The sequence below is a fragment of the Roseovarius sp. 217 genome (genome assembly GCF_000152845.1).
GTDB lineage: Bacteria > Pseudomonadota > Alphaproteobacteria > Rhodobacterales > Rhodobacteraceae > Roseovarius.
Map to the genome: position 1 here is coordinate 144,225 of NZ_CH902585.1, position 25,435 is coordinate 169,659.

A 25,435-nucleotide genomic window follows, 5' to 3' on the forward strand; every position below is an offset into this window, starting at 1 on the left:
GAGATCATCATGGGCACCATGAATATTTCGTTGCCGGACCCGATGAAGAGTTGGGTCGAAGACCAGGCAAAAGCCGGACGCTACGCCAATTCCAGCGACTACGTTCGCGATCTGATCCGGCGCGATCGCGCACGGACTGAGGCCATTGCGGAAATCCAGGCTGCGGTTGACGCTGGCCTCGCCAGCGGGCCGGCGGCCCCGCTCGATCGCAGCACGTTCAAGTCCCGGATGCGCGCGGAATATGCCGGAGAATAGCCGTTGGGTCATTCGATCCGCCGCTGAAACCGACTTGTCCGACATCTGGCACCACGGCGCAGGCATCTGGGGCATCGAACAGGCGGATCGCTATGCCGATGGTCTGTTCGCGCTCTTCGACCTGCTCGCTGACTTTCCAGAGATGGCCCGGGAACACGGCGAGTTCATACCCCCGGTACGCATCCATCCCAGTGGTATGCATCTGGTGATCTACCGGGCGGACGGGCAGGGGGTTGAGATTATCCGCATAATACATGCTCACCAGAACCTGACGGCCTATCTCTTGGAGGGGTGAGCGTCACAACCCTGCGGCCTTTGTCAGGTTTACCCGGAATCGGTCGCGGCGGCGCTGGTAGCGGCGGGTCATTTCGGCCGAGGCATGCCCCAGCTGTTTCTGAACGTGGCGCTCGTCGACCTCGGCAGAGCTGGCGAGACCGGCGCGCAGCGAGTGGCCGGAAAACAGCGCCAGTCGTTCCTTTTCGGGCAGATCTGACCGGATGCCGGCGTCCAAGACCGTGCGCTTGATCAGGCGCGCAACATGCTTGTCATTGAGCCGAGCTTCCAGCGCGCGTTTGCCGTCTCGCCCGGTGCGCACGAAGACCGGGCCGAAGTCGATCTTCGCGAAGTGTAGCCATTGCTCAAGTGCATGCACGGGGCAGGTCTGATCCTTGGAACCTCGCCCGACCTCGACCTCGCGCCAGCCGGTCTTGGCGTTCAGCGTCAACAGTGCGCCCTTGTCGAAGACCTCAACCCAGCCACCCGAGTCCGGCGTGTCGTCCTTGTTGACGTCGAGGCTGACAATCTCGGAACGCCGCAATCCGCCCGCATAGCCCAAGAGCAAGATTGCCCGATCCCGCAGCCCACGGAGGTCGAAGGGCAGGGAGGCAACCATCGCGAGGATGTCCTCGGCCAGGATTGCCTCCTTCTGGACCGGCGGACGCGCATGCCTGCGTTTGATCCCGGCCAGCACAGTCGCGATGTGACGGTTCTTGCGATCAAGGGTGACCCCGCGCTGCGCATAGGTCCACCCAAGCCCCGACAGGCGCCGTTCAATCGTTGAAACCGAGAGGGCAGGGGAGGGCCCCGACCCGGACGCCAGATCCGCAAGGTAGAGCCCGATCATCTCCGGAGAAGGGGGCAGGGGGTCTGCGCCCTTCATCCGGCACCAGCGCGCAAAATGCGCCCAGTCCTTCGTATAAGCCTTCAATGTATTTTCGGAAGCTGCGGCGCGCGCATAATCCCGCGCCGTATCGACCAAGCGATCTAGATTGCCGGAGCCAGCCACATGGGAGGGTAGAGCAATAGAAGTTTCTTCGTCGTTCATGGCTGGGCCTCTCTCTCGACGTTTGTGTTCTCTAGGCAAGCGCGATCACACTCAGATCGGTGATAACGCGCGCCGGCGGACCGAAGCCGCCGGTTATTGCTTACAGTCTCATGAATTCCGACTCGTCCAGTCTCATAAACACTGTTCAAGAATCTCACGAACCCCTGTCTCTCTCGCGGCGCAAGTGCTTGTGTCGGAATGCCGGAATTCATGAGACTGCGATTCCTTTAATTTCAATGGCCTAGCCGAAGCGCCCCGGTTCTCCCGAGTCAGTATTTGTGAGACTGGTGACAAAACATGCCGGGGTTCATGAGACCAGATCGCATCCGAACGGATGGCTATTTTCGCGGGTTTTGGTGCCATCGGAGGCAGTCTGGTCGTAGGAAAGCCCTTATTTTGTGGGGCGTGGCAGCATCTAGTCTCACGAATTCCGACTCGTCCAGTCTCATCAATACCGCTCCAGAATCTCATGAACCCCGGTTCGTTTTTCGGGGAAGTGCTTGAATCTCGTGAATTCCGGTCATCCGACAACAGATTTCTCGGTGTTTTCTGACATGACGCTGAGCATATTCTTTTATGTCCGATAAGGCAAACTTATTGGACATAATATAGAGCGGCAAGGCGGGGCGGTTTATACGCTATTTACTGGCAAAAACAGCCGCACGAGTGTAGGCTCTGGGCATGACATTTGCCCGGCCGGATCACATCAGCGACCTCGACACGATACCCCGGATGCCCGCTTGGATCACCTCTGCACGCGCTGAAACCCTTGAAGATGTGGCGTTTTTGTCGGGCGCGGCGCTGAACCACCTGCATCTTGTGTTGGGACGCGAGGAAGTGCCCCAAGCCTTGTTGCGGGACCGCTTGGCGCTGCGCGCGGCAGAGGCTTGCGTTGTGTTTTCTGGGCGTCCAGAGCGGGCAGGGGAACTGCGCGACGCGGTACACCTGCTGCGCCCCGGCGACCTGCCCGGACCGGCGGGGGAAACCTACCTGGCCTGGCGGCGTGCGGTGGAGCTGCCGGTCTCGATCAAGGCTTTGGGGCGCGCCTTGCCGAGCCTCGGGCCCCGCCAGGTTGCCGTGTGGCTTGATGCAGGGAAAGGGGCGCCAGTGACCCGGGCCGCGATGGTCCTGGAGACGGTGCTGACGGAGGCGCCGCGTGCAGAGGCTGCGGCGCTGATCCTCGCGGACGCGGCTTTGTCCCAAGCGCTCGGTTGGGATCATGTCGTGCCGCTGCTGGCGGCTGGCCTGAAACGCGCAGACCTGCGCAAGCAAGGCGACGACTTGAGGCTCGCCTGTCATCGGGCGCTCGTCTCATCGGCGGTCGAGACCGTGCGTCTCTCCACCGACCTCGCGCGTCGGGTGGCGCATCTGAGGGCGGTCGCACCCAAGCTGCGGGCCAAGGGGGCGGGCGACGCGGTCGATATGTTCCTGGCTCGTGACGCGGTGGCGCCGTCGGCCTTGCCTTTGCCGGATCGGGCAGCGCGGCGGCTGTGTGACCGGTTGGTCGATCTCGGCGCGGTACGCGAGCTGACGGGCCGAGATACGTTCCGGCTCTATGGGGTATGACGATGGCTAAGGATCGCTCTGACCCCGAACTGGATCGCGAGCTGACCGACTTGCCGCCCGAGCTGCGCTGGCGGGAATGGATGCGCCGGATCGAGGCGGTGCTCTTTGCCTCAGCTTCGCCGGTGCCGCGCGACGACCTGGCACGCGTGGTGGGGCAGGGGGCTTCGGTCGACCTTCTGGTCGAGGACCTCGCCGCCGATCTGGAGGGGCGGGCTTTTGAAGTTGCGCAGGTCGCTGGCGGCTGGATATTCCGCACGCGACCCGCCTACGCCCCCGCGATCCGGGCCGCCGCGGATGTCGGCGACCAACTGATAGACCTGAGCGAATTCGACGTCGCGGTGTTGGCCGCTGTCGCCTACCACCAGCCTATCACCCGCGACGGGCTGAAGGACATCTTCGGCAAGGAGATCAGCCGCGATCTGATCGGACGGCTGCATGCGCGGGGGCTGATTGGAACAGGGCCGCGGTCGCCGCAGCGCGGGGCACCCTATACCTTTGTGACCACGGAGACGTTCCTGATCGCCTTCGACCTGGAAACCCTGCACGATTTGCCGGACCGAGAACAGATGGAAGATGCGGGGTTGAGTTGATGGGGAAGCTCGCGCTCGGCACTTGGCTGTGCCCGACGCAGTATCACGGTTCTGAATCCAATCGGGGCGATTGATTCCGAATTGTCGTTGGACGGATTACGGCTGCTGCCCGATAATCCCGCCATGTTTGATATGGCACATTCCACGACCGATCTGGTCCGCATTGTTCCCGACCTGAATATGGCGCGGTTCTATGTCACCGCGATACAGCCCACGCTATTCGGCGAGGTCTCGGTTGTCCGATACTGGGGCCGCATCGGTACTCGCGGGCGGTCGATGACGGTGACTTACGAGGATGCGAGGCAGGCGGGCGAGGCGGGCGACAAGCTGGAACGCCAAAAGCGCCACCGGGGGTATGTGGGGGCGTAGTGTTGGTTGAGGGGTGTATTTTCGGATCGTTCAATCAGCCGTACAGTCGCAAATCCAGATTTGCCGAAAATGCTCGCTTGTTTTGGCTTCAGCTGTCGGGCCAGTAGTGGACATGTGAGAGTGCCCGCAAAAACATTCTTGCGCTTGTTGAGGTATAGGATTGACTTCTATGGCTCTAAATTGATCTATTTTTGAGTTATAGAAAGGACATCTATAACTCATGGCATGGAACTGGCAATTACCTAACTGGCCGGATTTTCGGTATGACGCGACAGCATTGGCCCCGCTTGAACAACGTTTTCTGCTGTCGTCAGGCGAAATCCTGGGTGCGGTTCACCATGTCAGCCCGTCAGAACGTGATCAGCTCCGCATTGATCTGCTGAGCGATGAAGCCATGAAAACCAGCGCCATCGAAGGTGAGATGCTCGATCGGCTCAGCGTGCAATCCTCGCTTCGCCGACAACTCGGATTGGCACCGGACAGCTATCCGAACAGGCCTCGAGAACAGGGCGTAGCCGAGATGATGGTCGATGTTTACTCAACTTATGCCGAGCCTCTTACACATAACACGCTCTTTCGGTGGCATGAGATGCTCTTGTCTTTCGACAAACCGTTGGAGGCAATCGGGTCCTATCGCAAGCACGAAGAAGCCATGCAGATCGTCTCTGGCCGTCTTGATCGTCCGGTCGTACATTTTGAGGCGCCGCCTTCGGCGCAGGTTGCAGACAAGATGGACGGTTATGTCGACTGGTTCAGCAGGACGGCGCCGGGTACCAGTGACCCATTGCCGGCACTGACGCGTGCTGGGCTGAGCCACCTCTATTTCGAAAGCATCCATCCATTCGAAGACGGGAATGGTCGCTTGGGTCGGGCCCTGGCCGAAAAGTCCTTGGCTCAGAATATCGGACAGCCAAGCCTGATCGCGCTTGCCTTCACAATCGAACGGCAACGGAAGGCATACTATGACCAGCTTGAACGGCACCAGAAGATATTGGATGTCACACCTTGGCTCGTGTGGTTTGCCGAAACGGTGCTTGCAGCGCAGCAAGTCACTTTGGATCGCGTCGGCTTCTTCATTGCGAAAGCACATTTCTATGACAGGCACCGGGACAACCTGAACGAGCGGCAGACCAAGGCGATCAAGCGGATGTTCCGAGAAGGACCAGAAGGGTTCAAAGGTGGCCTAAGCGCCGGGAACTACATTTCGATTACCGGTACTTCGCGTGCAACGGCGACAAGGGATCTACAAGACCTTGTTGAGATGGAGGCATTCGGGCGCACAGGTGAGCGTAGGTACACGCGCTACTGGCTCAATCTTGAGGAGGCGCCTCAGTAGGGTCCGTTGCATTAATTTGGGAATGCCTGGCAAAGGCTGTGTCGCAAACTATTTTGCTTCCAGCTGGACAGGCGATATTGCAGAGCACGGTCGGAAGAAACGATTGCGCGGGTTGGGCAGAATGGCGATAGATTTCAAAGGCGTGCACTACCCGAAGGGGTGTTGTCAAATTAACTCAACCAGTCTTCAGGTTGGCGTGCCGATCTCACATCAAGCGACATTGGTCGCGATTTTCCATGCCTCGAGTGCTTCGAGCCGGTGGTAGCGGATGGTGATGGCGGAGCGGCGGCGGGCTGGCACGGAGAAGCAATTGCGGGTGGCGGACTGTATGGACACGAAGCGTTGTAGTGCGCCCGGCGATCGAAAGCCCTGCATCACCCGCTCGCGTTTTCGAAAGGGCAGATGGTTGTTCTCGGCTCGGTTATTGAGTCCTTTGTGGGACCAATGATCCAGGCCAGGTGCGACCTCGCGCTTGGCGGCACCGTAGGATCGTAATTTGTCCGTAATGATCCGTTTGGGCACGAAGCCCCAGCGTTTCATCAGTTTGACCAGAAGCCGCTTTGCCGCGCGCTTGTCCCGCTTGGGCTGTAGGATTTCCTCAAGGACGACGCCGTGTTGATCAACGGCTCGCCAAAGCCAGAAGGACCGGCCCGCGATCTTCACAACGACTTCATCCAGGTGCCAGACATCGCCGGGGCGCGGTTGTCGTCGCCGAAGAGTACGGGCAATCAGCGGGCCAAACTTTACCGTCCAGCGCCGGATCGTCTCGTACGAAACGTCGATGCCGCGCTCCAACATCGAACTCTTCGACTTCACGGAGGCTCAGGTTGAACCGGGCGTAGAGCCAGACGACATGCGTGATGATCTGGAGTGGAAACCGGTGGCGCTTGTAGCGGATGTCTTGATTTCGCATCGCCACCAACTACGCTGACAACCCTAGGCCAGCAATGTGCAGGGCGTTAACGTGACAACACCCGTTTAGACTTTGCAGGCCAGCGAAATTGGCGCCGCTCTTGTCGTTGGCAATTCGGTCTGGGACACCGTTGGTGCCAATGGCACGCATGAAGAACCTTCGCGCGGCAGCGGTATCGCGGCGCTTTGACAGCATGAAATCAAGAGTTTGGCCGTCCTGATCGACGGCGCGGTAAAGATAAGTCCATTTGCCGCGGACCCGGCAATCGGAAGTAGATATGTGACAACGCCCCCTGTCGGCATGATTCACAGGAATTAGGCGACACTTAGGCCAAGGCCATAGTTTCGCTGGAGTGCCCCCGTTGAAGTAGGTTCTCTTCGGACAGTCGTCGGCGCGCGCCTGAAAAGGGAAAACGCCCTACAGGGACAAGGCGTCGTTGAGATTCGCAATTGCATTACTCGCCACTAGGTTGTCCGGTTGGATGAGCGTTCGGTAGGAGATACCCATATGGTAGTTGGATACGTCCTGGTCGGTGCCCTTGCGGGTCTGATTGCATCCGTCGTTGCCCTTCTTCTCGGTGCATCGTTCTGGCTCGCATTCGGTCTCTACCCGCTGGTTGGCTCCGCCATTCTGGTTCTGCTTCCGGCTGCCAGAATGCTGGTGGGCCATCTCGCCGATCAAGGCAAGGCAGCGATCGCCGGAGATAGCGGGAACCCGCAGGGATATGCGCCACTAATCGAACCCGCTCCCGACCGACCAGTTGCGGTGACTGAAGCTCCAATGAGAATCCTTGCGGTCGATGACGATGCGTTCATTCTGGAACTCATACCGATGATCTCGGCGAAGGCGGGGTTTTCCGAGGTGACGCCCGCCGCGTCAGGCGAAGAAGCCTTGAAGTTGCTAACCGGCAGCGACACGCCCTTCGACTGCCTCCTGCTCGATATCAGCATGCCTGGCATGAACGGTATCGAATTCTGTCGCCGGGTTCGCCAAATTCCCCGATACCGCCAGACGCCGATCGTCATGCTGACCGCAATGCGGGACGTGGCAAACATTGGTGATGCCTATCGTGCCGGTGCGACTGAATATGCGACCAAACCGTTCGATATCGAAGAACTGGGTATGCGCTTGCGGCGGGCGCAGGAAACAGTCCACGCACAGCGCGGGACGGGTCCTGCAAGGCAGGAAAACTCGGAATGTCGCCGACGGATTCGGATACAGAACCAAGACTTCGAATTGCCCGAAGAACTGCGGCTTCAAGCCGGGGGAAGCCTTGTCGATCCCACGGCCCTGTCGAGTTATCTGACCCAGTTGCCAGGGAAAGAGGTGGCCGGTGTTCAGATGCTCGCCGTCAGCATTGATGAGGTCGAAGCGGTTTATATGCGATCATCCTCCCAACAGTTCGTCGCGCTTCTCGAAGATCTTGCGGCGACTGCAGTCGGATGTTTCGGAGCCGATCAAACCGTTATGGCCTACACTGACGACGCGACCCTTCTGGTTGCGACCAATTATGCAAACCCTCTGCATGCGATCAATATCGAGACCGACATCGAGAGACGGCTTCATGGCAACGTTTCCAGCAAGGACGCGGGGATAGGCATATCTGTCGGAGGACCGGTACAGCTACAAGGTGCAAAGGCAGAGCGCGCCGGGATGGCGACGGACCGCGTGATCGCCCTTGCGGAGAACAGAGCGATGGACAAACAGGGCAGATCAGTTGCAGGTCTGCTCAGGCGCTAGCGCGGCGATTTCTCCACCTGTGAGACGAATGCCTGCTGCCCCGCCGCTCCTTAACAGCGCCCTGTCCCCGATATCGCGGGTATCTAGCCATGCCTAAGCTATCGCCAGGCGGGATGGCTCTACGGGAACTGCTCTGTACGCCAGACTGGCAATCGGATTATCGCAGTTGTGCAGTTGGGATCGGACCGGACTTCAAAGTCACCACCGTGAAGTTCGACCAACTTGCGCGTTAATGGAAGGCCAAGACCCAGTCCGCCTCGCGTGTCCCGATGTTTGATATCACCACCAACCACGAAGGGTTCGTAGAGCTTGGCCAGTTCTACATGCTCACCTAGATTGCCGCTATCAGCGACCCAGAGCTCGATATTACCCTGTGCGTCCTGACTGGCACCGACGGTGATGTCTTGACCGCCATGATTAATCGCGTTGAGGGCGAGAGCGTTCAGTGCAACCTTGATCTGGTTCGGATCAAGAAAGACCTGCTGTGTCAATGAACCCTTCTCAAGGGTGATCGACTTCAGGACACCGTCGGCACCCGGTAGTTGCAGGTAAGAGATTTCCGCAAAAAGGTCTCCCAATTCGCAACGGTTTTCGTTCAGCCGCAGCTCACCTGTCGAGGCATCACTGAACGCTATGACCGCTTCCACGAGGTTCATCAGGTGTTCGACTGCTTTCCCCGCCGCCCTCATCAATTTCGGATTGACGCCGCTTTCAGCGGTAGCTTCGAGAAGTTGCAGACTGCCGCGCAGGATCGTGAGCGGCGTCCGTAACTCATGGCCTATCAAGGTGATGAAAGTGGTCTTCGCGGATTCATCTTCTGTCTTTACCACCGGTTTCGGCGGAACGCCTTCGAGGGCCGCGACCACGGCCCTGCCCAAGTCCGCAAGGATAGCCATCTGTTGGTCCGCGGGGGCGTCGTGCGGGACGAGATCGAGACCACAGAGACTTCCGAAACGATGTCCCGATGAAAGTACCAAGGGTACTCCGGCATAGTACCGGGCTTCTGGGCCTCCCTTGACGACCATCGGGTGTCGTTTGAAGCGCGGGTCTTTGCTCAGGTCCGGAACCACGAGTGGTTCGTTTGACATAATCGTATGCGCGCAAAAACTGTTGTCTTTAGGCATACGGTCCAGCTCTATCCCGACGACAGCCTTGTACCACTGCGTGTCGTCCTCAACGACGCTGATGTGGGCGATGGGACAATCAAGAAGTTTCCTTGCGGCCTCGCAAATAGCTTCGAAAACGGCGTCATTCTCTTCCGTAAGGCCCGGAACGGCAAAAAGAGATCGGAGGCGTGCTTCCTCATTGAACGGAATGGGATAGGTCCTCACAAGCGGCGCCTCTTAGGAAATTAACTTTCACGTCAATAAGTAGGCTATTTCCGGTTTAGTCAACGATTGCGTTTGCGTGGGTGTTGTCACGTTAACTTCCGCGGCTTGCAAGACCGGCCGGTTTCTGCTGATCCAGGCGATGTCGGCTGCGGTTGCCCAAGCTTCGAATGCTTCCCTTCGGTGATATCGGATAGTCAAGGCGGCGCGGCGTCTGGATGGAACGGTAAAACAATTTCGGTGGCGGAATGAATTGAACCGAACCGCTGTAATCCGCCTGGTGACCGGAAGCTTTGCATCGCTCGTTCCCGCTTTCGAAATGGCAGGTGGCTGTTCTCGGCGCGATTGTTGAGGTCCTTGTGAGACCAATGATCAAGGCCTGGCGCCACTTCCCGTTTGGCCGCCCCATATGCGCGGAGTTTGTCGGTAACGATCCGCTTGGGGAGCCCGTAACATTTGATCAGGCGTCGCAGTACCCGTTTCGCGGCTCGCTTGTCGCGCTTGGATTGCACGATCTCCTCGAGAACGACGCCATGCTGATCAACCGCGCGCCAGAGCCAGAACTTCCGCCCCGAGATTTTCACAACGACCTCGTCCAGATGCCATACATCACCAGGGCGCGCCTGTCGGCGCCGCAGGTTCCGTGCAATCTGGGGGCCGAATTTGGCGGTCCAGCGCCGGATAGTTTCATAGGACACGTCAATGCCACGTTCGAGCAGCATCTCCTCAACCTCACGCAAGCTCAGATTGAACCGGACGTACAGCCATACCGCATGGGCAATGATCTCAGGCGGAAAGCTGTGGCACTTATAGCTGATTTACGGTGTCTGCGTCGGCACCGGCTACCTCCAAATCGCGGACCCGGCAATCGGAAGTAGATAATGTGACAACGCCGCTTGTGGTGCTAAGCTTAAGTCTGTTTTTCTAACGACGTTGTCAAAATCAGACACCCGCCCGCCACTGCCCAGTTCTTGATCATGATCGACATCTGCCATGGGTCGGATGGAATGAAATGAAAGACGCTGGTCAGCAAGCAATATGCCGCCAGCAAACGTCCGAGAGGCTTCAAGAACTTGCCCGCGATAAGAAGCCCGGCAGCCAACGCGTTGAACGCTAGGGCGGGCCAGACCAGCCACACGGGCAATCCAGAGCCCGCCAGAAGCGCCTGCGCGGCACCTGGGTCAATTGTCTTCTGCACGGCCCCGGCAAGAAAAAGTATCGCCAAGAGATACCGCCCGGCGACCCATTCAAATCTATTGGTCATTCGCCCGGAACGAAGGTCAGGCTGAGACCATTCAGGCAATGACGTTTGCCCGTCGGCTCCGGTCCGTCAACGAAGATATGGCCCAGGTGGCCGCCACATCGGCGGCAATGCACCTCGGTCCGGACCTGAAAGAAAAGCTTCCTGTCTTCTTTAGTCCTAACAGCATCCTGCAGGCTTTCATAAAAGCTCGGCCAGCCGGTTCCACTGTCGTATTTCGCGTCCGAAACATAAACCGGGAGGTCGCACCCACGACAATGGTATGTCCCAGTGCGCGTTTCTTCATTGAGCGGGCTAGTGTAGGGCCGCTCGGTTTCTTCCTCGCGCAGCACCAGGTATTCGTTCTCGCTCAGGCGGTCGCGCCACTCCGCTTCGGTGCGGCAAATCTCGAAACCGCATGTTGAGGCGTGGAGAGGCCGTGCCATCAAGGCGGCTCCCGTCATCAAGAGAAATGCTCTGCGCTTCATGGTTTCACCTCTTCGAAAAATGCCCGGACGGACCAGCGGGGGGCGTCGGCCCGCCCAGGCGGTTCTGCTCGCCTTATTTCGGAACGAGGACCGTATCGACGACGTGGATCACGCCGTTTGACTGATCGACATCCGCGATGGTCACACGACCCGCGTTGCCGCTTTCGTCGTAGATGAAGACGTTGTTTCCCCTGACCTGGGCCGACAGGGCGTCGCCCGATACCGCATTGAAGTGATAAAAGCCATCGGACGAGGCGCGAGCCTGACGTGCGATCTCGGCGGCGGACCAGTCACCAGCAACCACGTGCGCGGTCAGCACCTTAGTGAGCATGTCCTTGTTTTCGGGCTTCAAGAGCGTGTCGACGGTGCCGTCCGGCAGGGCCGCGAACGCGTCGTTGACCGGCGCGAAGACGGTGAATGGTCCGGGGCCTTGCAGGGTTTCGACAAGGTCTGCGGCCTTGACCGCGGCAACGAGCGTCGTGTGGTCGGCCGAGTTCACAGCGTTTTCCACGATGTTCTTCGTCTCGAACATCGGCGCGCCACCAACCATCGGGTTTTCTGCGTAGGCTGCGGTCGCGATGGTCAATGCTGCAACTGCGGTGGCCAGTTTGGACACGATTTTCATGTTTTTCTCCTCCTGATAATGTTCGCAACTTTCTTGCGGTAACGAGAGAAGATACGGGCGCGCCCGCGAAAGAGTTTCAGCCCGCCTAGAATAAACGTGCGCCGAAGAATTATTTGGTTGCCAGAATGGCCCCGGTGGGTGAGCCGCCTTCCCCACACACGAGGCCGCAAGGCAAATGTAGGAATGCCGTTACTTGCGGAACATTCTCATTAAGCTCGGAGCTCCGAGCGAAAGAGATGTTCATGACTCAGGACAACGCGATATTCAGCGCAAGCTGCGGATACTTCGATATGCTGAGGCCATTGGGCACGTCGCCAAGACATGTCGCTACTTTGGCATCGGCAGGACAAGCTTTTATCGATGGCGCAAAGACTATGCCGAGCATGGCGAAGCAGGGCTGGTAAACGCACCACCTATCCCGAAGCGCCATGCCAATAGGACGTCGCCAGAGCGCGAGGAAAAGGTGCTACACCTTCGCCGCACGTATCATCTCGGACCGATGCGGATCGTTTGGTATCTGGAGCGCTATGATGGCATTCGGATGTCTGATGCCACCGTGTCGCGGATATTGCGGCGCAATGGATTAAATCGGCTTCCGCGCGGAACACGCATGCGCAAAGTGCATACTAAGCGATACAACAAACAGGTCCCCGGCACACCGCCTTCGGCCTGGCGCAGGATCGCAATGATCTGCGCTTCACTGTATCTGCTTGTCTTAATTCGAAATCTCCTCGTTCATCTTGCCGAGAAAATTCTACTTATCCAGCCCCTTACTTTCGGGGGGATTACCCCCGTCTTCAAGTGGTGATCCAGATCGTCTTGGTTTGCATGTACTGCGCCAAAGCCTCTGTACCATTGTCGCGAGCAAGCGAACCGGACATTTTGTAACCGCCAAATGGGGTTTTGATGTCTCCTTCAGAAAAACCGTTTACTGACACGGTGCCGCAAGGAAGAGACCGCGCCATGTGAAGCGCGCGGTCGATATCGCGCGTAAAGACGGTCGCATGGAGGCCGTATTCGGTATCGCTAGCGATCGCGAGCGCCTCTGCATCTGATCCCACCGGCATGATGCCAAGGACCGGGCCAAATATCTCTTCCCGCGCGATCTGCATATCGGGAGTGACACCTTGAAACACGGTCGGCTCAATAAAGAATCCTGGTAAGTCGCTGCTACCGCCCATGATTTTGCGGGCACCCTGATCCACGCCGCTTTGGATATAACACATCACCATTTCCTTGTGGTCCTTGGAGATCATCGAGCCGATATCCGTCGACGGATCCAGCGGATCACCAAGCCGAAAGGCCTTTACCCGTTCGCAGACGCGGGCCGTGAACTCTTCGACCAAAGGCGCCGCGATAAGCTGACGCATATTGGCTGAGCAGTTCTGCCCTCCATTCCAGAAGGCCGACATGGTGGCGTGTTCGATCAGATCGTCAGTGATAGGGGCGTCATCCAGCACGATGAAGGGGCTCTTACCGCCCATTTCCAGACCAACTCCTTTGAGGTTGCTGTCGCCGGAATAGTGCAGGAACATCCGTCCGACTTCGGTCGAGCCGGTGAAAGATAGCGTGTCGATGTCATTGTGCAGACCGATCGCTTGCCCCGCCGTGTGCCCATAGCCGGGAATGACGTTGATGACACCTGGCGGAACGCCGGCCTCTTCCATCAACTGGGCCAGACGAATGGCGGTGAGTGGCGTTTGCTCGGCCGGTTTGATGACAGCAGAACACCCGACCGCGAGGGCAGGAGCAATCTTCCAGGCCGCCATGAGAAGTGGGAAATTCCAGGGCAGGACGCCGGCCGCGATACCGGCAGGCTCATAGGTGATCAGGGCGAGCGCACCTAGGCCGGTGGGTGCAATCTTTCCAAAGGTCTTGTCCGCGAGTTCCGCGTACCACTGAAAGAAACGCGGTACTTCAGTTCCGATCTCGTGCAGGCAATCAGTGATGGTCTTGCCAGTATCAAGGCTTTCTAGAACTGCCAGCTCAGTTGTGTGTTCGCGAACGAGGGTCGCGACCTTCAGCAGTACCTCCTTGCGGTGCTCTGGCTCTGCCCGCGACCAGGTGCCGTCGTTGAACACCCGACGGGCGGCGGCGACAGCGCGGTCGACATCTGCCGATTTGCAATGTGAGACCTCTGCCAGAACCTGCCCGGTGGCCGGATTGATCGTTTCGAATTTGTCGCCGTCAACTGCGTCACAGGATGAGCCGTCGATATAGGCCCGACCGTTCGGGATCAGCTTGGCAGCTATGGCTTGGAAGTTGGCATGTGTCAGGGTCATCGGGTGGCTCCATTGTCTTTTTGGCGCAGGCTGCATGCGAATTTGCGAATGTCGTTGATGAGCATTTCTGGTTCTTCCATCGCAGCGAAGTGGCCACCGCGTGGCATTTCAGTCCAATGCTGGATGTTGTAGATGCGTTCGGCATAACTGCGTGGCGGCCAGCGCAGCATTTCCTTCGGGAAAACGGCGCAACCCGTCGGTACTTCGACGCGAGCCCCTTCCGGCGATAGAATGCGCCCGCCTTCCTCACGCCGTCCGTAGTAGATCCACGAGGCGGAATTGAAGGTCCGCGTGGTGATATAGATCATGATATTGGTCAGCAGCTCATCCTTGGAATGAGCGGTTTCGATGCCACCGACTGGCACATCCGACCAATCGTGGAACTTTTCCACTAGCCAGGCCGCAATGCCGACCGGGCTGTCCATCATCGCATAGCTGAGCGTCTGCGGTCGCGTCGCCTGCTGGGTGCGATACCCGTTCTGCATGATCTGATCGCGTTCGAATTGTGCTTCCCACGCCGCTTCAGTCGGTGTCTGTGGTCCGTCGGGATGGCGCATGGTTAAGACGTTGAGGTGAACGGCCGAGCAGGCGGGCGCATGATCAAAGCCGAGCCAAGAACAGATTGCGCCCCCCCAATCTCCGCCCTGTGCCAGATAGCTTTCGATGCCCAGAGTTTTGGTCATCAAGGAATTGATGACGCCTGCCATTTTGCGTGGGCCAAAAGGGCGCGGAGGGCGTCCAGAAAAACCAAAGCCAGGCAGAGAAGGGGCGATGACGGTGAAGGCGTCACTGACATCGCCGCCAAAACGTTCAGGATGGGCCAGTGGCTCAATCAACTTGAAAAACTCGGCTACGGATCCAGGCCAGCCATGGCTGATCATTAGTGGCATAGGATTTGGGCCGCTGCCGGGCTCATGGATGAAATGCATATCTATGCCGTCGACCGACGTCTTGAAATGCGAAAAGCTGTTGATCCGCGCTTCTTGCGCGCGCCAGTCAAAGCCATCCGTCCAATAGGCACAAAGCTCTTTGAGGTAGTCGATATTGGTGCCGTAATCCCAGCCTCCGTCGTCCGGCATTTCGTGCCAAGGGTAAGTTGCAACCCTGGAAAGAACGGTCTCAAGCACATCGTCGGGGACGTGGAACTTAAACGGTGACAAATTGGGATTGGTGTTGATGCGATCCAACAAAAGGCTGACTCCTCAATCTGATCAATTATGCTCAAAGGCCCATGGACCTAGCATCTCGAAACTCAGATAACTGGAAAGTCGGACTTGCCACGAGAGACAGGTTGAGCCTTTCGAAGGGACAGATGGATGGTCGCAGATACGGAATCTAAAGCGCGGCCTGAACTTCTTCGGCAATGATTTGGACGCCTGCCTTTAATTTCGTGACTGGGACATAAGCAAATCCAAGGCGGAAGCTTCGGTTATTATCGTAGTGGAGAAAGTAGTCCCGCCCCCTGTCCACCAAGACGCCACGTGCGCGCAAGCGCAAAGCCAGTTTTGCCGCGTCAAACCCCTCTGGCCCGGTTAGCCAGAATGACGTCCCACCCTTGGATGCCGTGCGCTCCAAACTGCCAAGATGGTCGCTTAGTGCCGAATTCATCGCATGCCAGCGTTTTTCATAGCGTCGCTCGATATTGCGCAGATGGGCATCGTAGTGCCCCAGCCGGAAGAACAGGGCTAGGATTTCCTGAACGATAGTCGGCGGGTGTCGCATCATTACGCCGCGCGCGACGCGTGCTTCCCGAATTATGTCCCTATGCGCGACGATGAAGCCAATCCTGATACCTGGAGATACAGTTTTTGAAAGGCTACCGACATAAATAACACGGTCTGATTGGTCCATCGAACGCAGCGACGGCGAGGACTTTGTAACATAATTCATCTCGGCTTCGTAATCATCCTCAATGATCATGAAATCCTTCTCGGAAGCCGCTTCGATCAATTCTTCGCGCCTTGATTGGCTCATGGTGACCATGGTCGGGAACTGGTGGCTGGGTGTTGTGAAAACCATTTGGCAGCCCTTGGGAATGGCGGACGGAATCAGCCCATCCGTGTCGATCGGAACGCCGATCAACTCGTTGCCAGAAAGTCGGAAAGCATTGCGTGCGCCAAAGAAGCCGGGATCTTCCAAAGCTATCGGTTTGCGGTTCGGTGCAAAGATCGTGCCAAGTATGAAGAGCGCGTTCTGTGAGCCGAGCGTGATTAGTATCTCATCCTCGTCGGCATAGATGCCTCGCGTGTTCAGCAGCCTTTGCCGAAGTTGCTGGATAAGTTGGGAGCTGTCGCTTTCCACAGAATCGTTGGCCCAAGCTGGCATTTGCTTGCGGCCTAGGGCCTGTCTAGTGCATTCGCGCCAGCTGTCGACAGGAAACAGGTCTGGGTCGATTTGGTTGTAGATGAATGGGTAGGGATAGCTGCTCCAATCCAGCGGATTGACTACTGGCATCAGATTACTTGGCTGGAAGCTCACGGGGCAGGGCGCGCCCCCATTTTCGTCGGCCTTAACCTTTGCTGCCTTTTTCAAAGTCACCATCTTTGGGTTCACGAAATAGCCCGAACGGTCGCGTGATATCAAAAATTCTAAATCTATCAGCCTGTTATAGGCGGAAAAAACCGTATTACGTGACACCCCAAACTGTTGTGCTAGCTCACGGCAAGAGGGGAGCGGGCGGCTACAAGCCAAGGCCTCGGACGCAATCGCGGCGGTCACAACCTCACATATCTGGTCGCGCAAGCTTAGTGTCGAGTTTCTGGGGAGCCTCAGGAACTTTGGCGTCGTGGAACTCAATGAATCTCTCCCTCGGGCGGATCGCTTTCTTTCGACTGTAAGGGCCTTCTGACAGTTTCCCAAGTTGCGCGGTGCCTGTCCCCTTCAATCATTACATCTGTCCCTTCCAAAGAAAACGTCCTCGGTAAACAGTGCCTCTAAGAAATCCGAGCCAAAGGGAGTTAATTCTATGAGAACGAAATCCGTAGCGACGCTACTGTCGTTTGCAACGGCATTGGTGATATCTGCGCAGTCGGCCAACGCTGAAACCGTCTTGAAGCTTGGCACCGTTGGCCAGTTGGGCATGCCGATTGGCGACGCCATCGAGCAGGCGCTGATCCCGACGCTTGAGGAAGTGTCAGGCGGCCAAATGCGGATCGAGCCGCATTATCGCGGGTCACTGTGCGGTGAACAGACCTGCGGCGAGCAGGCAAATCAGGGACTATTGCAGCTTTGGACCAGTTCAACCGCTAATTTCCAAAGTTTTGGTGTCTCCCTTTCTATCTTTGATCTGCCTTACATCTTCAAGACCGCAGAAGATGCCGATCGCATCTCTTCGGAATGGCTGGCCAAGAAGCAATGCGAGATCGCCGCCGAAGAGTCGGGGCATGTCTGTCTGACCGTCTATTCGAGTGGCGGTTTCCGTCAGCTCGGCAACGCGTTGCGCCCCGTGCATGTCCCCTCGGACATGGAAGGCATAAAGTGGCGCGTCACCAAAAGCCCGATCGAATACACGCTCATCAGCAATTGGGGTGCTGTTCCGGTCCCTTACGACTGGACGCAGCTTTACCAGGGACTTCAGACCGGTGTTGTTTCCGGACAGTATGTTGCCACTCCGTGGCAGGAAATTGCGAAACTGCACGAGGTCGCAAAATACTTCACTGAGATCAATGGTTCGTGGTCGGGCAACCAATTGTCGATGGATAAAGGTCAGTATGACGCGCTGAGCGATCAACAACGCGAATGGCTTCACACCGCCGCTGAAGCCTTTGGTCAGAAGGTGCAGGAACTCGACCGGCAGTGGGTCGCCGACGGCGAGGCGATAATCAAGGCAGCGATCGAGGAATGGTATGTTCCGACCGATGAGGAAATCGCCCTGTGGCGTACTGGAGCAATCGATGCCTGGGTCAACGCCAAAGGCACATTTGATCCGGAAACGGCAACCCGCGTTCTTCAAGAGCAGGGGATGGAAGACTTCATCGCTCAACTGAAGGAAGCTGGGGCGCTTTGATAAGACCACACTGCCAACAGCGGCGCGGAGCTTCGGCTTTGCGTCGTAACAACTGCTCAACCGCAGCGAAATTACCCAACCGCACAGGATCAAGGCTGACATGGATAGTATAATGCTAATGATCGTTCTGGTGCTGCTGATCTTACTCGGCGCGCCAGTTGGCTTTACGCTGATCATGATCCCGGTGGTCTATATCCTGATCACCGACGCGGCACCGATGATCCTGATCCCCAGTCAGATGTTCAGCGCTATCGACTCGGTTCCGCTTACAGCTATTCCCTTGTTCATGCTAACCGGCGAGTTGATGACCAGTGCGACGATCACCGATAGATTGGTCGAGCTGAGCCGTCGCCTAATCGGGCGGGCGCGAGGAAGTCTTGCACAGGTCAATGTTCTAGTCAGCATGTTCTTTGCAGGCATGAATGGATCGGTCGTGGCGGACACAGCTACTGTCGGTTCCCTGCTGGTGCCCGCGATGAAAAAGGCGGGCTACCCACCAGCCTTTGCGGCAGCAATCACGGCTGTCAGTTCCACCATTGGCGGGATCATACCGCCTTCGATCATGATGATTGTCCTCGCGAATGCGGGAGGGATATCGGTGGGCGCGCTCTTCGCTGCAGGTATTATTCCGGGCCTTTTGATTGGCGGACTACTGATGGTAATTAATTACATTATTGCGCGCCGCAACAATTTCGAACGGAGCGAAGAGCCGTTCAACCTTAAGGCCGTTATGGTCGTGGGCTACAAATCATCTTTTGCGCTGCTGATCCCAATTGTTTTGGTCGGATCGGTGGTGTTTGGCATCGCGGGTGTGGTCGAAGCGGGTGCGCTAACGGCAACCATTGCTCTAGCCGTTGGGTTGTTTGTCTATCGTACGATAACCTGGACGAACTGCAAAAGCGCCTTTGTTCGCGCTTTTCGAAACTCGGCAATGGTGTTTATCATCATCGCCGCTTCGGGGCCTTTCAGCTGGTTGCTGACGTCAATGGGGGCGATAAACGATCTGGAAGAGTGGTTGTTGGGATATACTCACAATCCATTATTGTTTGCTTTGGTACTGGTGCTGTTTATCTGCCTTTTGGGTATGGTCATGGATTCAGCAGCGAACATCATTGTTGTGGGGCCGGTGCTGGTCGATGTTATGGTGAAGGCAGGGTATCCGGATGTGCAGGCGGCACTCGTCGTTGTCGTGGGATTTCTGATAGGTTCGGTGACACCACCCGTAGGAGTCGCGTTCTTTACTGCCGGTGCAATCGCGAATGTTAGGCTGGAGAAGGTCGCAGTAGCCATGCTGCCCTACCTAGTGGCGCTTTTTGCGCTGTTGTTCGTGCTAATTGTTGTGCCGGATATCACCATGTTCCTGCCGCAAGCATTGGGGTTCGTGAGATGACGTTGTTCGAGACCGCCACTCGCATCAATCCGAGCACCTCCATCGTCATCGCATCCTCAATGGTGAGGCCATCCCAATGCTAGCAGCCTTTAAGTTCATCGACCGCGCTGTCAAGAAAACGCTCACCGCATTCTGCGCTGTTCTCTTGTCGCTGATGGTTGCATTCACGGTCTATTCCGTCGTCATGCGCTATGTATTTGAGAATCCGCCCGTTTGGGGGGATCTTCTGACGGTTCTCAGCAACATCTGGCTAGTTTTCTTTGCTCTTGCGCTGACGGTTCGCGACAGGGACCACATCGCGCTGGACCTGATCTATTCTTGGCTACCAATCAAGGTTGCGTTCGTCATTCAACAGTTCTGGTCTGTCGTGATCTTCGGGATCGGTATCGTGATGATCATCTATGGGCTCGAAGCCGTTGCCAAGATGGGCGGCAAGTATTGGGAAATGTGGTATTTCGCATGGGAAGACGGAGGCTTTGTCTTCAAGCCCAATTACATGCCTAAGAAATATGCCATCAGCATCGTGCCAATCTCTGGGTTCCTTGTCAGCGTAGCAGCCTTGGCATCCATTCTGGAGGATAGTCTTCGATTGAAAGCAGGTAAGTATGAGCATTCCAGCGACTTTGATGGCGATGAAGGTATCGACCACCTCTAGTTGATTCTGGCCGGTTGTCAGGAAGCGGACCGCTATCGGAGATAGATACTTGAGGATGAAGATGGCATTCATCACTAAAGAGGGCCCGGTTAGGCAAACTTGGATTGAGGCAGGGCAGGGCACCGACTAGCGTTTTGTCATGTCAGTACCCAGTCCCGTCAATTGCTTTAAGACGAACCCCTAGATCAAACGCCTAGCCAATTCGAAAATCCAACTTGCGCGAGCCGACAGTTTTTCAATCACCTCATAGTGAGATGATGTTATTTTGCCTCAGCTCGGATTGGTGAGACCCTACGATATGCCGGTAGTGTCGCAAATTTTGTAAAGGGTTGAGAATGTCCCGTGGACTGGACACAATTATCCAGCGAGCTCAGCGAACTGCTCGAAGCCGAACTTCCCTGATCGGGAGAATTGCCCTTTACGGATCATGTGAGCGACTTCGATGCCAGCCAGAGTGGCTGCGGCCGAATTGAACGATTTGAAGGTCTGCATGGGGCGGGTGATCTTCTTTATGAAACGGTGATCCTGTTCGATAATATTGTTGAGATATTTCACCTGCAGGACCTCGATCAACCAACACCAGTTGTGCATCATCAGCAGGCAATTCATGTTGAACAGACCGGCTGCGTTCGATCCGCTCTTGTCGATGACGACCCTGTCGGGAAAGCCGTTGTTTCCGATTGCGCGGATGAAGAATTCGGTGGCCGCTGCTTCGTCCCGCCGCTCTGACAGCATGAAATCAAGCGTTTTGCCCTGGTTGTCGATAGCTCGATACAGATACATCCACCGCCCTTTGACTTTCACGTAGGTCTCATCCATCCGCCAAGATCGACCGGTCGGCGTCTTCCGGCGAAGGGCTTGCTCAGCGATGATTTTCGCATATTTCTCGACCCATCGGTTCAGCGTAGCGTGATCAACATCGACGCCGCGCTCAGACATGATTTCTTCGAGATCCCGATACGATACCGCAAACCGAACATAGAAATATACCGCGTACAGGATGACATCTTTCGGGTGGTGCGCGCCTTTGAAATTGACCAATCTCTTAAACCTTGAATGGGATGTCGAAGGGTTGCTCCATTAACGCCACTGTCGAGAAGTGCAACTGGGCGTCAAAACTTTGCGACACTACCCCGTGGCCTTGATGAGGGTCGAGGCGACGAAAAGGATCACTGCGGCGGCTGCAAATACCATAAAAGGAAAGCCGGGGACAAACCCAAAGAGCAAGAGCACGATCGCAGCCGCTGCGGGCACCCGGGCATCAGACATGAGTTCCTTGGCGATGTCGGTCCCAAGGTCCTGTGGCTTTTCATTGGCGACACGTGTGACTATCACACCCGCACAGATCGACATCAGAAGCGCCGGGATCTGCGCGACCAACCCATCGCCGATCGTCAACAGCGAATAGACCGACGCGGCCTCGCCAAGGCTGAGACCGTGGACGCCGGTGCCCACCGCAATTCCGCCCACCAGGTTGATGAAGATGATGATCAATCCAGCCGTTGCGTCGCCCTTGACGAATTTCATGGCCCCGTCCATCGCGCCAAAGAACTGGCTGTCCTTGTCCAGAGCCTTGCGTTGGAGGGCACCTTCATCTTGTGGCAGCGTACCGGCGCGAATGTCAGCCTCGATGCTCATTTGTTTGCCAGGCATCGCGTCTAGCGTGAAGCGCGCCGCAACCTCCGCAACGCGTTCTGCCCCCTTGGTGACGACGACGAACTGCACGACCGTGATGATCAGAAACATCACAAGGCCAATGACCACGCTGCCACGCACGACAAATTCGCCAAAGGTTGCGATGATCTGTCCGGCATCGGCCTCTGACAGGATCAAGCGGGTGGTTGCGATCGACAAGGCCAGACGAAAGGCTGTGGCGATCAGAATGACGGATGGGAAGGTCGAGAAATCAGAAGGTCGTTTCAGATAGACGGCCACCATCAAGAGAACCACCGACAGGCTGATGCTGATCACCAGCAGGGCGTCGATCAGCCCGGTCGGCAACGGGATGACCATAAGGGCAAGAATGGAAATCAGGAGCGCGACAAGGGCAAGATCTTTTCTCATTGGACACGCTTCTTGAAAAGAAAAACCTCCAGCCAGATTTGGCTGGAGGTGCTGTCAGAGCGACGATTACGCCGAATTCGCCTTACGGCCCAGGGCTTCGGACGTGCCGACGGCCTCTTTCATCTTGCGGGCAGACTGGAGGCTGATCAGCTGGATCTTCTCGAATTCGCTCACGAGATCAGCGTTGGGTGCCTGAGGTCCGGAAGTTTCCATTTTCTTCTCCATATGTTGGTCCGTATTACACGGATGGTTTACCCAAAAGGGCGTTTGATTGAGCAGCCTAACGCACCAAACCCTGTTACGGCTGCAACCTGTTATCGAAACCGCACTGGATCGAGATCCGCGTCACCGTTACCGACGCCCCCATTTTTTGCCATTCGGGCGAAAATGAACACTCAGCGAGACTACGTTAAAGCCTACGTAGCGGCACGTGTCGGGGCAGAGTTTGCTGCAATTGGTCATTACGGGGTAGTACGCACCCAAGGCGAACAGGCAAAGCTGACAGGGGTTGCCAAAGAGGTGGTGCACGCCGCCGTGTCTAGGATTGCGACCCGCGATACTGGCGTATCGCATGAAAGATCTGCTGCGCCTGGTCCTTGGACATCTCGGCGGTGGCCAGGTCATAGGCCTCGGACTCGCGTCCAACGAGATAGTAGGCGATGGCAAGGTTGTGCCGCAGGTTCAGATCTGTAAGCTGCGATCGCGTGAGATCCTGCAGGATCGCAACGGCCTCGTGGCCGGAGCCCCCGAGCACGTGGCTCAGTGCGAGGTTGTTCAACGCATCGAGATTGGTCGGATTGATCGCCAGAAGCGCCTGGTAGGCGCTGATCGCGCGAATATGATCACCGCTCAGGTCAAAGGCCACGGCACGGCCGTTCAAAGCCGTTTCGTTTTTCGGATCATCCGCCAGAACAAGATCAAAGTTGCTAAAGGCTTCGGACATATTGTTTTGCGCCAATGCGACGCGCCCAAGGCCAAGGTGCCCCCGCTTGTCCGCGCCCAACTTGATAGCAGTCCTGTAGGCATTTCTGGCCTTGAAGAGCGCGCCACCCTGCAGATAGGCATTGCCAACCGACAAAAGCGCTTCGGCGTGCGAGCCGTGATCTCGGGATACTTCGTCCAACAGACGATAGGCGCTGTCGTATTGCCCGCCCACCAACATCCGTTGCGCCACGTCAACACGCGCCTGATATCCCACGGGTTGGGAACCGGACAGCTCACAACCGCCGAGAAAGAGCGCCGCGGCAACAAACAGCGCCGTCTTGCGTGTTGCCAGAGCGGTTCTGGGCGGGAAATCTTCCGTTTGGAACATCGACAGGGTATCCTCGGCTGGTGGCGGAATTCTAGGAAAGTATCCGATCCGATACCCTGCACCTGCGCCGGATTGTATGCGTAGTGACGGCGAGAGCACTACGTATACGTAGGTTTCGGCCCACACGGACGTGCTTGATTGCGTGACAGCGGCTCTCTACCCCGGTCGGGAATGAAAGCTGCGAAAAGGACGACGAGATGAAGCCGTTTGATGCGTCGAAATGGCGTCATGCCCTGGCACTGGTATCTTTCATTCTGATGTTGCCATCTGTGCTGAGCAGCCCGGCATCCGCACAGGAACGCCTGACCGTTGAGCAAGGCAAAAGCATCCTTCTGCCCGTAGGGGACAATGTCGACACCGTCTTTGTGAGCGATACGACGGTTGCGGATGCGAGCATCTCTTCGAACAACCGCGTTTTTGTGTTCGGCAAGGAGGTCGGGGAAACATCGCTCATTGCAACGTCCACGTACGCGGATTCGGATATGACATTCACGGTTGTTGTCACACACAAACTGTCCGAGATCAGATCGGTCATCCAGAGCCGGTTTCCCGGGGAACAGATCGCGGTCGAATCCTCGCGTGGCAGTCTGATGATCACGGGCATCGTTTCCAGCGACCGCGTCCGCGAAACTCTGGTCACGACGCTCGAGAGTGCAGCCCCGGAAACGACCATCATCGACCGCCTTCGCGTTGCAAGCTCGAATATCATCCGCCTCGAGGTCAAACTTCTCGAAGTCAGCCGAACTCAGGTGGAAAACTTTGGCATCGATTGGAACGCCACAGTCACCGCTAACGGTTTCTTTCTGGGAACATCCAACCGCGGTGTGCTGAGCGTGGGCAAAAGCGACACGGCAGAGTCATCGCTGAACGCCGCATTGGATGTGCTGATCTCAAACGGAATCGCGACGATCGCGCAAGAGACCGTGTTGTCGACTGTGAATGGAGAAGAGGCCCTGTTCTCGGTCGGTGGCGAAATCCCGATCCCGACATTCATCCCCGTCGATAGTGGCTCGTCAGATGGCAATTTCCAACTTGATTTCAAGTTCATCGGTACATCCCTGTCCTTTACGCCCAGCATAGCACCGGGTAACAAGCTACGTCTCCTGATTGACAGTACGATCTCATCACAAGGTCAAACCTCATCAACCGTGAATGGAAACGTCTTTCCGAACCTGAACACCCGCTCCTTTCGGACCAATGTCGAACTCAGCGACCGCCAACCGTTTGTGATTGCCGGGGTGACGCGCAATGACACCTCAAACGACCTGCGTCAGGATCGCGGCACCGGCTTGTCCCGTATCGTCGATAGCTTGCTTGGTCAGGATCGGGTGACCGCAAATTCGCAAGAATTGGTGGTTATTGTTACGCCCCTTCTAACAGAACTCGAACCTCAGAGCATTCAGGAACGGCTGCCCGCGCCGCTTTCCAATTTGGGGTTCATCCTGTCGAACCGCGATTCGCGCACGGCAATCACACATGAACCTCGATATAATGCTTTCGGCGCAGCAGGTTTTCGCTATTGAGCACAGAAACTAACTTGGTCGGTCGAGTTCTGTTGCGAGGAAGGTCTATTGCATGGTATTGTCGCAAACTTTTCGCTTCCAGCTGGACGGCCGATGTTGCAGAGCACGTTTGGAAGCAACGGGTGTGCGGGGTGTGCAGAAGCGCGATAGAATTCAAAGGGGTGCACTACCCTAAGGCCGTGGTCCTACATGCTGTCTTTTTCTATGTCCGTTATGCGGTGTCATATCGAGACCTCGAGGAAATCCTGGCCGAGCGAGGGGTCACCGTTGATCACGCCACCTTGAACCGCTGGGTAGTGAAATTCTCGCCCTTAATTGCCACAAATGCCCAATCTCGGAAACGTGCAACGGCACATTCTTGGAGGATGGATGAAACTTATATCAAAGTCCGGGGCAAATGGACCTTCCTCTACCGAGCGGTAGATCGAT

The 25,435-nt window shown here is 56.8% G+C and carries 23 protein-coding genes and 5 pseudogenes; 13 read left to right on the forward strand and 15 right to left on the reverse strand.

Annotation, left to right across the window (positions count from 1 at the left end; translation table 11 throughout):
- The first annotated feature begins 9 nt into the window (after window positions 1-9).
- Both ROS217_RS20495 and ROS217_RS20500 read left to right on the forward strand, forming a co-directional pair.
- Window positions 10-255, forward strand: a complete 246-nt coding sequence (locus tag ROS217_RS20495; RefSeq protein WP_040651947.1) for a type II toxin-antitoxin system ParD family antitoxin — start codon at window positions 10-12, stop codon at window positions 253-255.
- A complete protein-coding gene (locus ROS217_RS20500; protein ID WP_009819734.1) occupies window positions 242-550 on the forward strand; it encodes a type II toxin-antitoxin system RelE/ParE family toxin in 309 nt (102 codons plus the stop codon). The genes ROS217_RS20495 and ROS217_RS20500 overlap by 14 nt, the downstream gene beginning before the upstream one ends.
- 3 nt (window positions 551-553) lie before the next feature.
- On the opposite strand, the gene ROS217_RS20505 is transcribed toward ROS217_RS20500, so the two are convergent.
- Complete coding sequence (locus ROS217_RS20505; protein WP_009819735.1) at window positions 554-1,579, reverse strand: tyrosine-type recombinase/integrase; 1,026 nt, start codon at window positions 1,577-1,579, stop codon at window positions 554-556.
- A gap of 681 nt (window positions 1,580-2,260) precedes the next feature.
- Between ROS217_RS20505 and ROS217_RS20510 the strand changes: the two genes are divergently transcribed.
- The 4 genes from ROS217_RS20510 to ROS217_RS20525 all read left to right on the forward strand — a co-directional run bounded on the left by ROS217_RS20510 (window position 2,261) and on the right by ROS217_RS20525 (window position 5,440).
- A complete protein-coding gene (locus ROS217_RS20510) occupies window positions 2,261-3,145 on the forward strand; it encodes a DUF1403 family protein (protein WP_009819736.1) in 885 nt (294 codons plus the stop codon).
- 2 nt (window positions 3,146-3,147) lie between these two features.
- Window positions 3,148-3,735 carry an SMC-Scp complex subunit ScpB gene (gene scpB, locus ROS217_RS20515; RefSeq protein ID WP_040651951.1) on the forward strand — a complete coding sequence of 196 codons (588 nt, stop codon included), beginning with the start codon at window positions 3,148-3,150 and terminating at the stop codon, window positions 3,733-3,735.
- 123 nt (window positions 3,736-3,858) lie between these two features.
- Window positions 3,859-4,104: a WGR domain-containing protein gene (locus tag ROS217_RS20520; protein WP_009819738.1), complete on the forward strand. Its 246-nt coding sequence runs from the start codon at window positions 3,859-3,861 to the stop codon at window positions 4,102-4,104.
- Window positions 4,105-4,324: 220 nt separating this feature from the next.
- Window positions 4,325-5,440, forward strand: coding sequence for a Fic family protein (locus ROS217_RS20525; RefSeq protein ID WP_040651953.1), 1,116 nt, complete (start codon window positions 4,325-4,327; stop codon window positions 5,438-5,440).
- 210 nt (window positions 5,441-5,650) lie between these two features.
- Here ROS217_RS20525 and ROS217_RS20530 read toward each other — a convergent pair.
- Window positions 5,651-6,353 (reverse strand): annotated as a pseudogene (locus ROS217_RS20530) (IS6 family transposase).
- Between the two features lie 63 nt (window positions 6,354-6,416).
- Window positions 6,417-6,614 (reverse strand): annotated as a pseudogene (locus ROS217_RS23705) (DDE-type integrase/transposase/recombinase); the annotation flags it as partial.
- Between the two features lie 246 nt (window positions 6,615-6,860).
- Between ROS217_RS23705 and ROS217_RS23265 the strand changes: the two are divergent.
- Complete coding sequence (locus tag ROS217_RS23265) at window positions 6,861-8,093, forward strand: response regulator (RefSeq protein WP_009819742.1); 1,233 nt, start codon at window positions 6,861-6,863, stop codon at window positions 8,091-8,093.
- A 119-nt stretch (window positions 8,094-8,212) separates the two neighbouring features.
- Here the strand turns inward: ROS217_RS23265 and ROS217_RS20540 are convergent, their stop codons facing one another.
- From ROS217_RS20540 to ROS217_RS20560, 5 genes and pseudogenes are all read right to left on the reverse strand, one after another.
- The gene (locus ROS217_RS20540; RefSeq protein ID WP_009819743.1) at window positions 8,213-9,424 is read right to left on the reverse strand and encodes a GAF domain-containing sensor histidine kinase; all 1,212 of its coding nucleotides are present in this window, start codon (window positions 9,422-9,424) and stop codon (window positions 8,213-8,215) included.
- Window positions 9,425-9,580: 156 nt separating this feature from the next.
- A pseudogene (locus tag ROS217_RS20545) lies at window positions 9,581-10,239 on the reverse strand (IS6 family transposase); the annotation flags it as partial.
- 92 nt (window positions 10,240-10,331) lie between these two features.
- Window positions 10,332-10,685: a DoxX family protein gene (locus tag ROS217_RS20550; RefSeq protein WP_009819745.1), complete on the reverse strand. Its 354-nt coding sequence runs from the start codon at window positions 10,683-10,685 to the stop codon at window positions 10,332-10,334.
- Window positions 10,682-11,149 carry a peptide-methionine (R)-S-oxide reductase MsrB gene (gene msrB / locus ROS217_RS23710; RefSeq protein WP_009819746.1) on the reverse strand — a complete coding sequence of 156 codons (468 nt, stop codon included), beginning with the start codon at window positions 11,147-11,149 and terminating at the stop codon, window positions 10,682-10,684. The genes ROS217_RS20550 and msrB overlap by 4 nt, the downstream gene beginning before the upstream one ends.
- Window positions 11,150-11,222: 73 nt before the next feature.
- Window positions 11,223-11,774: a fasciclin domain-containing protein gene (locus tag ROS217_RS20560; RefSeq protein ID WP_009819747.1), complete on the reverse strand. Its 552-nt coding sequence runs from the start codon at window positions 11,772-11,774 to the stop codon at window positions 11,223-11,225.
- Between the two features lie 208 nt (window positions 11,775-11,982).
- Here ROS217_RS20560 and ROS217_RS23715 point away from each other — a divergent pair.
- Window positions 11,983-12,429 (forward strand): annotated as a pseudogene (locus tag ROS217_RS23715) (helix-turn-helix domain-containing protein); the annotation flags it as partial.
- A 142-nt stretch (window positions 12,430-12,571) separates the two neighbouring features.
- On the opposite strand, the gene ROS217_RS20570 reads toward ROS217_RS23715, so the two are convergent.
- From ROS217_RS20570 to pdxR, 3 genes are all read right to left on the reverse strand, one after another.
- On the reverse strand, window positions 12,572-14,056 hold the full coding sequence (locus ROS217_RS20570) for an aldehyde dehydrogenase (RefSeq protein WP_009819749.1): 1,485 nt from the start codon (window positions 14,054-14,056) through the stop codon (window positions 12,572-12,574).
- Window positions 14,053-15,246, reverse strand: a complete 1,194-nt coding sequence (locus ROS217_RS20575) for an epoxide hydrolase family protein (protein ID WP_083781603.1) — start codon at window positions 15,244-15,246, stop codon at window positions 14,053-14,055. Before ROS217_RS20575 ends, ROS217_RS20570 begins: the two co-directional genes overlap by 4 nt.
- Before the next feature lie 145 nt (window positions 15,247-15,391).
- Window positions 15,392-16,852 carry a MocR-like pyridoxine biosynthesis transcription factor PdxR gene (gene pdxR, locus ROS217_RS20580; RefSeq protein ID WP_050766474.1) on the reverse strand — a complete coding sequence of 487 codons (1,461 nt, stop codon included), beginning with the start codon at window positions 16,850-16,852 and terminating at the stop codon, window positions 15,392-15,394.
- A gap of 169 nt (window positions 16,853-17,021) precedes the next feature.
- Here pdxR and ROS217_RS20585 point away from each other — a divergent pair, with 169 nt between their 5' ends.
- From ROS217_RS20585 to ROS217_RS20595, 3 genes are all read left to right on the forward strand, one after another.
- Window positions 17,022-18,062, forward strand: a complete 1,041-nt coding sequence (locus ROS217_RS20585; protein WP_040651959.1) for a TRAP transporter substrate-binding protein — start codon at window positions 17,022-17,024, stop codon at window positions 18,060-18,062.
- A gap of 112 nt (window positions 18,063-18,174) precedes the next feature.
- Complete coding sequence (locus ROS217_RS20590; protein WP_254656500.1) at window positions 18,175-19,452, forward strand: TRAP transporter large permease; 1,278 nt, start codon at window positions 18,175-18,177, stop codon at window positions 19,450-19,452.
- A gap of 76 nt (window positions 19,453-19,528) precedes the next feature.
- Window positions 19,529-20,107, forward strand: coding sequence for a TRAP transporter small permease (locus tag ROS217_RS20595; RefSeq protein ID WP_009819754.1), 579 nt, complete (start codon window positions 19,529-19,531; stop codon window positions 20,105-20,107).
- Window positions 20,108-20,464: 357 nt separating this feature from the next.
- Here the strand turns inward: ROS217_RS20595 and ROS217_RS20600 are convergent, their stop codons facing one another.
- From ROS217_RS20600 to ROS217_RS20610, 4 genes are all read right to left on the reverse strand, one after another.
- Window positions 20,465-21,148 (reverse strand): IS6 family transposase, encoded by a 684-nt coding sequence (locus ROS217_RS20600; RefSeq protein ID WP_009819755.1) that lies wholly within the window; start codon window positions 21,146-21,148, stop codon window positions 20,465-20,467.
- Between the two features lie 87 nt (window positions 21,149-21,235).
- Entirely contained in the window at window positions 21,236-22,171 is a 936-nt protein-coding gene (locus ROS217_RS20605) for a flagellar biosynthesis protein FlhA (protein WP_009819757.1), read from the reverse strand.
- A gap of 66 nt (window positions 22,172-22,237) precedes the next feature.
- Window positions 22,238-22,396 (reverse strand): hypothetical protein, encoded by a 159-nt coding sequence (locus ROS217_RS24180; protein WP_009819758.1) that lies wholly within the window; start codon window positions 22,394-22,396, stop codon window positions 22,238-22,240.
- Window positions 22,397-22,709: 313 nt separating this feature from the next.
- Entirely contained in the window at window positions 22,710-23,483 is a 774-nt protein-coding gene (locus tag ROS217_RS20610; RefSeq protein ID WP_009819759.1) for a tetratricopeptide repeat protein, read from the reverse strand.
- A 197-nt stretch (window positions 23,484-23,680) separates the two neighbouring features.
- On the opposite strand from ROS217_RS20610, the gene ROS217_RS20615 reads away from it, so the two are divergent.
- Both ROS217_RS20615 and ROS217_RS23720 read left to right on the forward strand, forming a co-directional pair.
- Complete coding sequence (locus ROS217_RS20615) at window positions 23,681-25,006, forward strand: type II and III secretion system protein family protein (RefSeq protein ID WP_009819760.1); 1,326 nt, start codon at window positions 23,681-23,683, stop codon at window positions 25,004-25,006.
- A 131-nt stretch (window positions 25,007-25,137) separates the two neighbouring features.
- Window positions 25,138-25,434: pseudogene (locus ROS217_RS23720) on the forward strand (IS6 family transposase); the annotation flags it as partial.
- Window position 25,435 lies beyond the last annotated feature (1 nt).

Coding starts and splice junctions, on each gene's coding strand:
- ROS217_RS20495 (WP_040651947.1), top strand. CDS start 10: ATGGGCACCATGAATATTTCGTTGCCGGACCCGATGAAGAGTTGGGTC.
- ROS217_RS20605 (WP_009819757.1), bottom strand. CDS start 22,171: ATGAGAAAAGATCTTGCCCTTGTCGCGCTCCTGATTTCCATTCTTGCC.
- scpB (WP_040651951.1), top strand. CDS start 3,148: ATGGCTAAGGATCGCTCTGACCCCGAACTGGATCGCGAGCTGACCGAC.
- ROS217_RS20520 (WP_009819738.1), top strand. CDS start 3,859: ATGTTTGATATGGCACATTCCACGACCGATCTGGTCCGCATTGTTCCC.
- msrB (WP_009819746.1), bottom strand. CDS start 11,149: ATGAAGCGCAGAGCATTTCTCTTGATGACGGGAGCCGCCTTGATGGCA.
- ROS217_RS20500 (WP_009819734.1), top strand. CDS start 242: ATGCCGGAGAATAGCCGTTGGGTCATTCGATCCGCCGCTGAAACCGAC.
- ROS217_RS20590 (WP_254656500.1), top strand. CDS start 18,175: ATGCTAATGATCGTTCTGGTGCTGCTGATCTTACTCGGCGCGCCAGTT.
- ROS217_RS20510 (WP_009819736.1), top strand. CDS start 2,261: ATGACATTTGCCCGGCCGGATCACATCAGCGACCTCGACACGATACCC.
- ROS217_RS20570 (WP_009819749.1), bottom strand. CDS start 14,056: ATGACCCTGACACATGCCAACTTCCAAGCCATAGCTGCCAAGCTGATC.
- ROS217_RS20585 (WP_040651959.1), top strand. CDS start 17,022: ATGAGAACGAAATCCGTAGCGACGCTACTGTCGTTTGCAACGGCATTG.
- ROS217_RS20525 (WP_040651953.1), top strand. CDS start 4,325: ATGGCATGGAACTGGCAATTACCTAACTGGCCGGATTTTCGGTATGAC.
- ROS217_RS20610 (WP_009819759.1), bottom strand. CDS start 23,483: ATGTTCCAAACGGAAGATTTCCCGCCCAGAACCGCTCTGGCAACACGC.
- ROS217_RS20505 (WP_009819735.1), bottom strand. CDS start 1,579: ATGAACGACGAAGAAACTTCTATTGCTCTACCCTCCCATGTGGCTGGC.
- ROS217_RS20560 (WP_009819747.1), bottom strand. CDS start 11,774: ATGAAAATCGTGTCCAAACTGGCCACCGCAGTTGCAGCATTGACCATC.
- ROS217_RS20595 (WP_009819754.1), top strand. CDS start 19,529: ATGCTAGCAGCCTTTAAGTTCATCGACCGCGCTGTCAAGAAAACGCTC.
- ROS217_RS20615 (WP_009819760.1), top strand. CDS start 23,681: ATGAAGCCGTTTGATGCGTCGAAATGGCGTCATGCCCTGGCACTGGTA.
- ROS217_RS20550 (WP_009819745.1), bottom strand. CDS start 10,685: ATGACCAATAGATTTGAATGGGTCGCCGGGCGGTATCTCTTGGCGATA.
- ROS217_RS23265 (WP_009819742.1), top strand. CDS start 6,861: ATGGTAGTTGGATACGTCCTGGTCGGTGCCCTTGCGGGTCTGATTGCA.
- ROS217_RS24180 (WP_009819758.1), bottom strand. CDS start 22,396: ATGGAGAAGAAAATGGAAACTTCCGGACCTCAGGCACCCAACGCTGAT.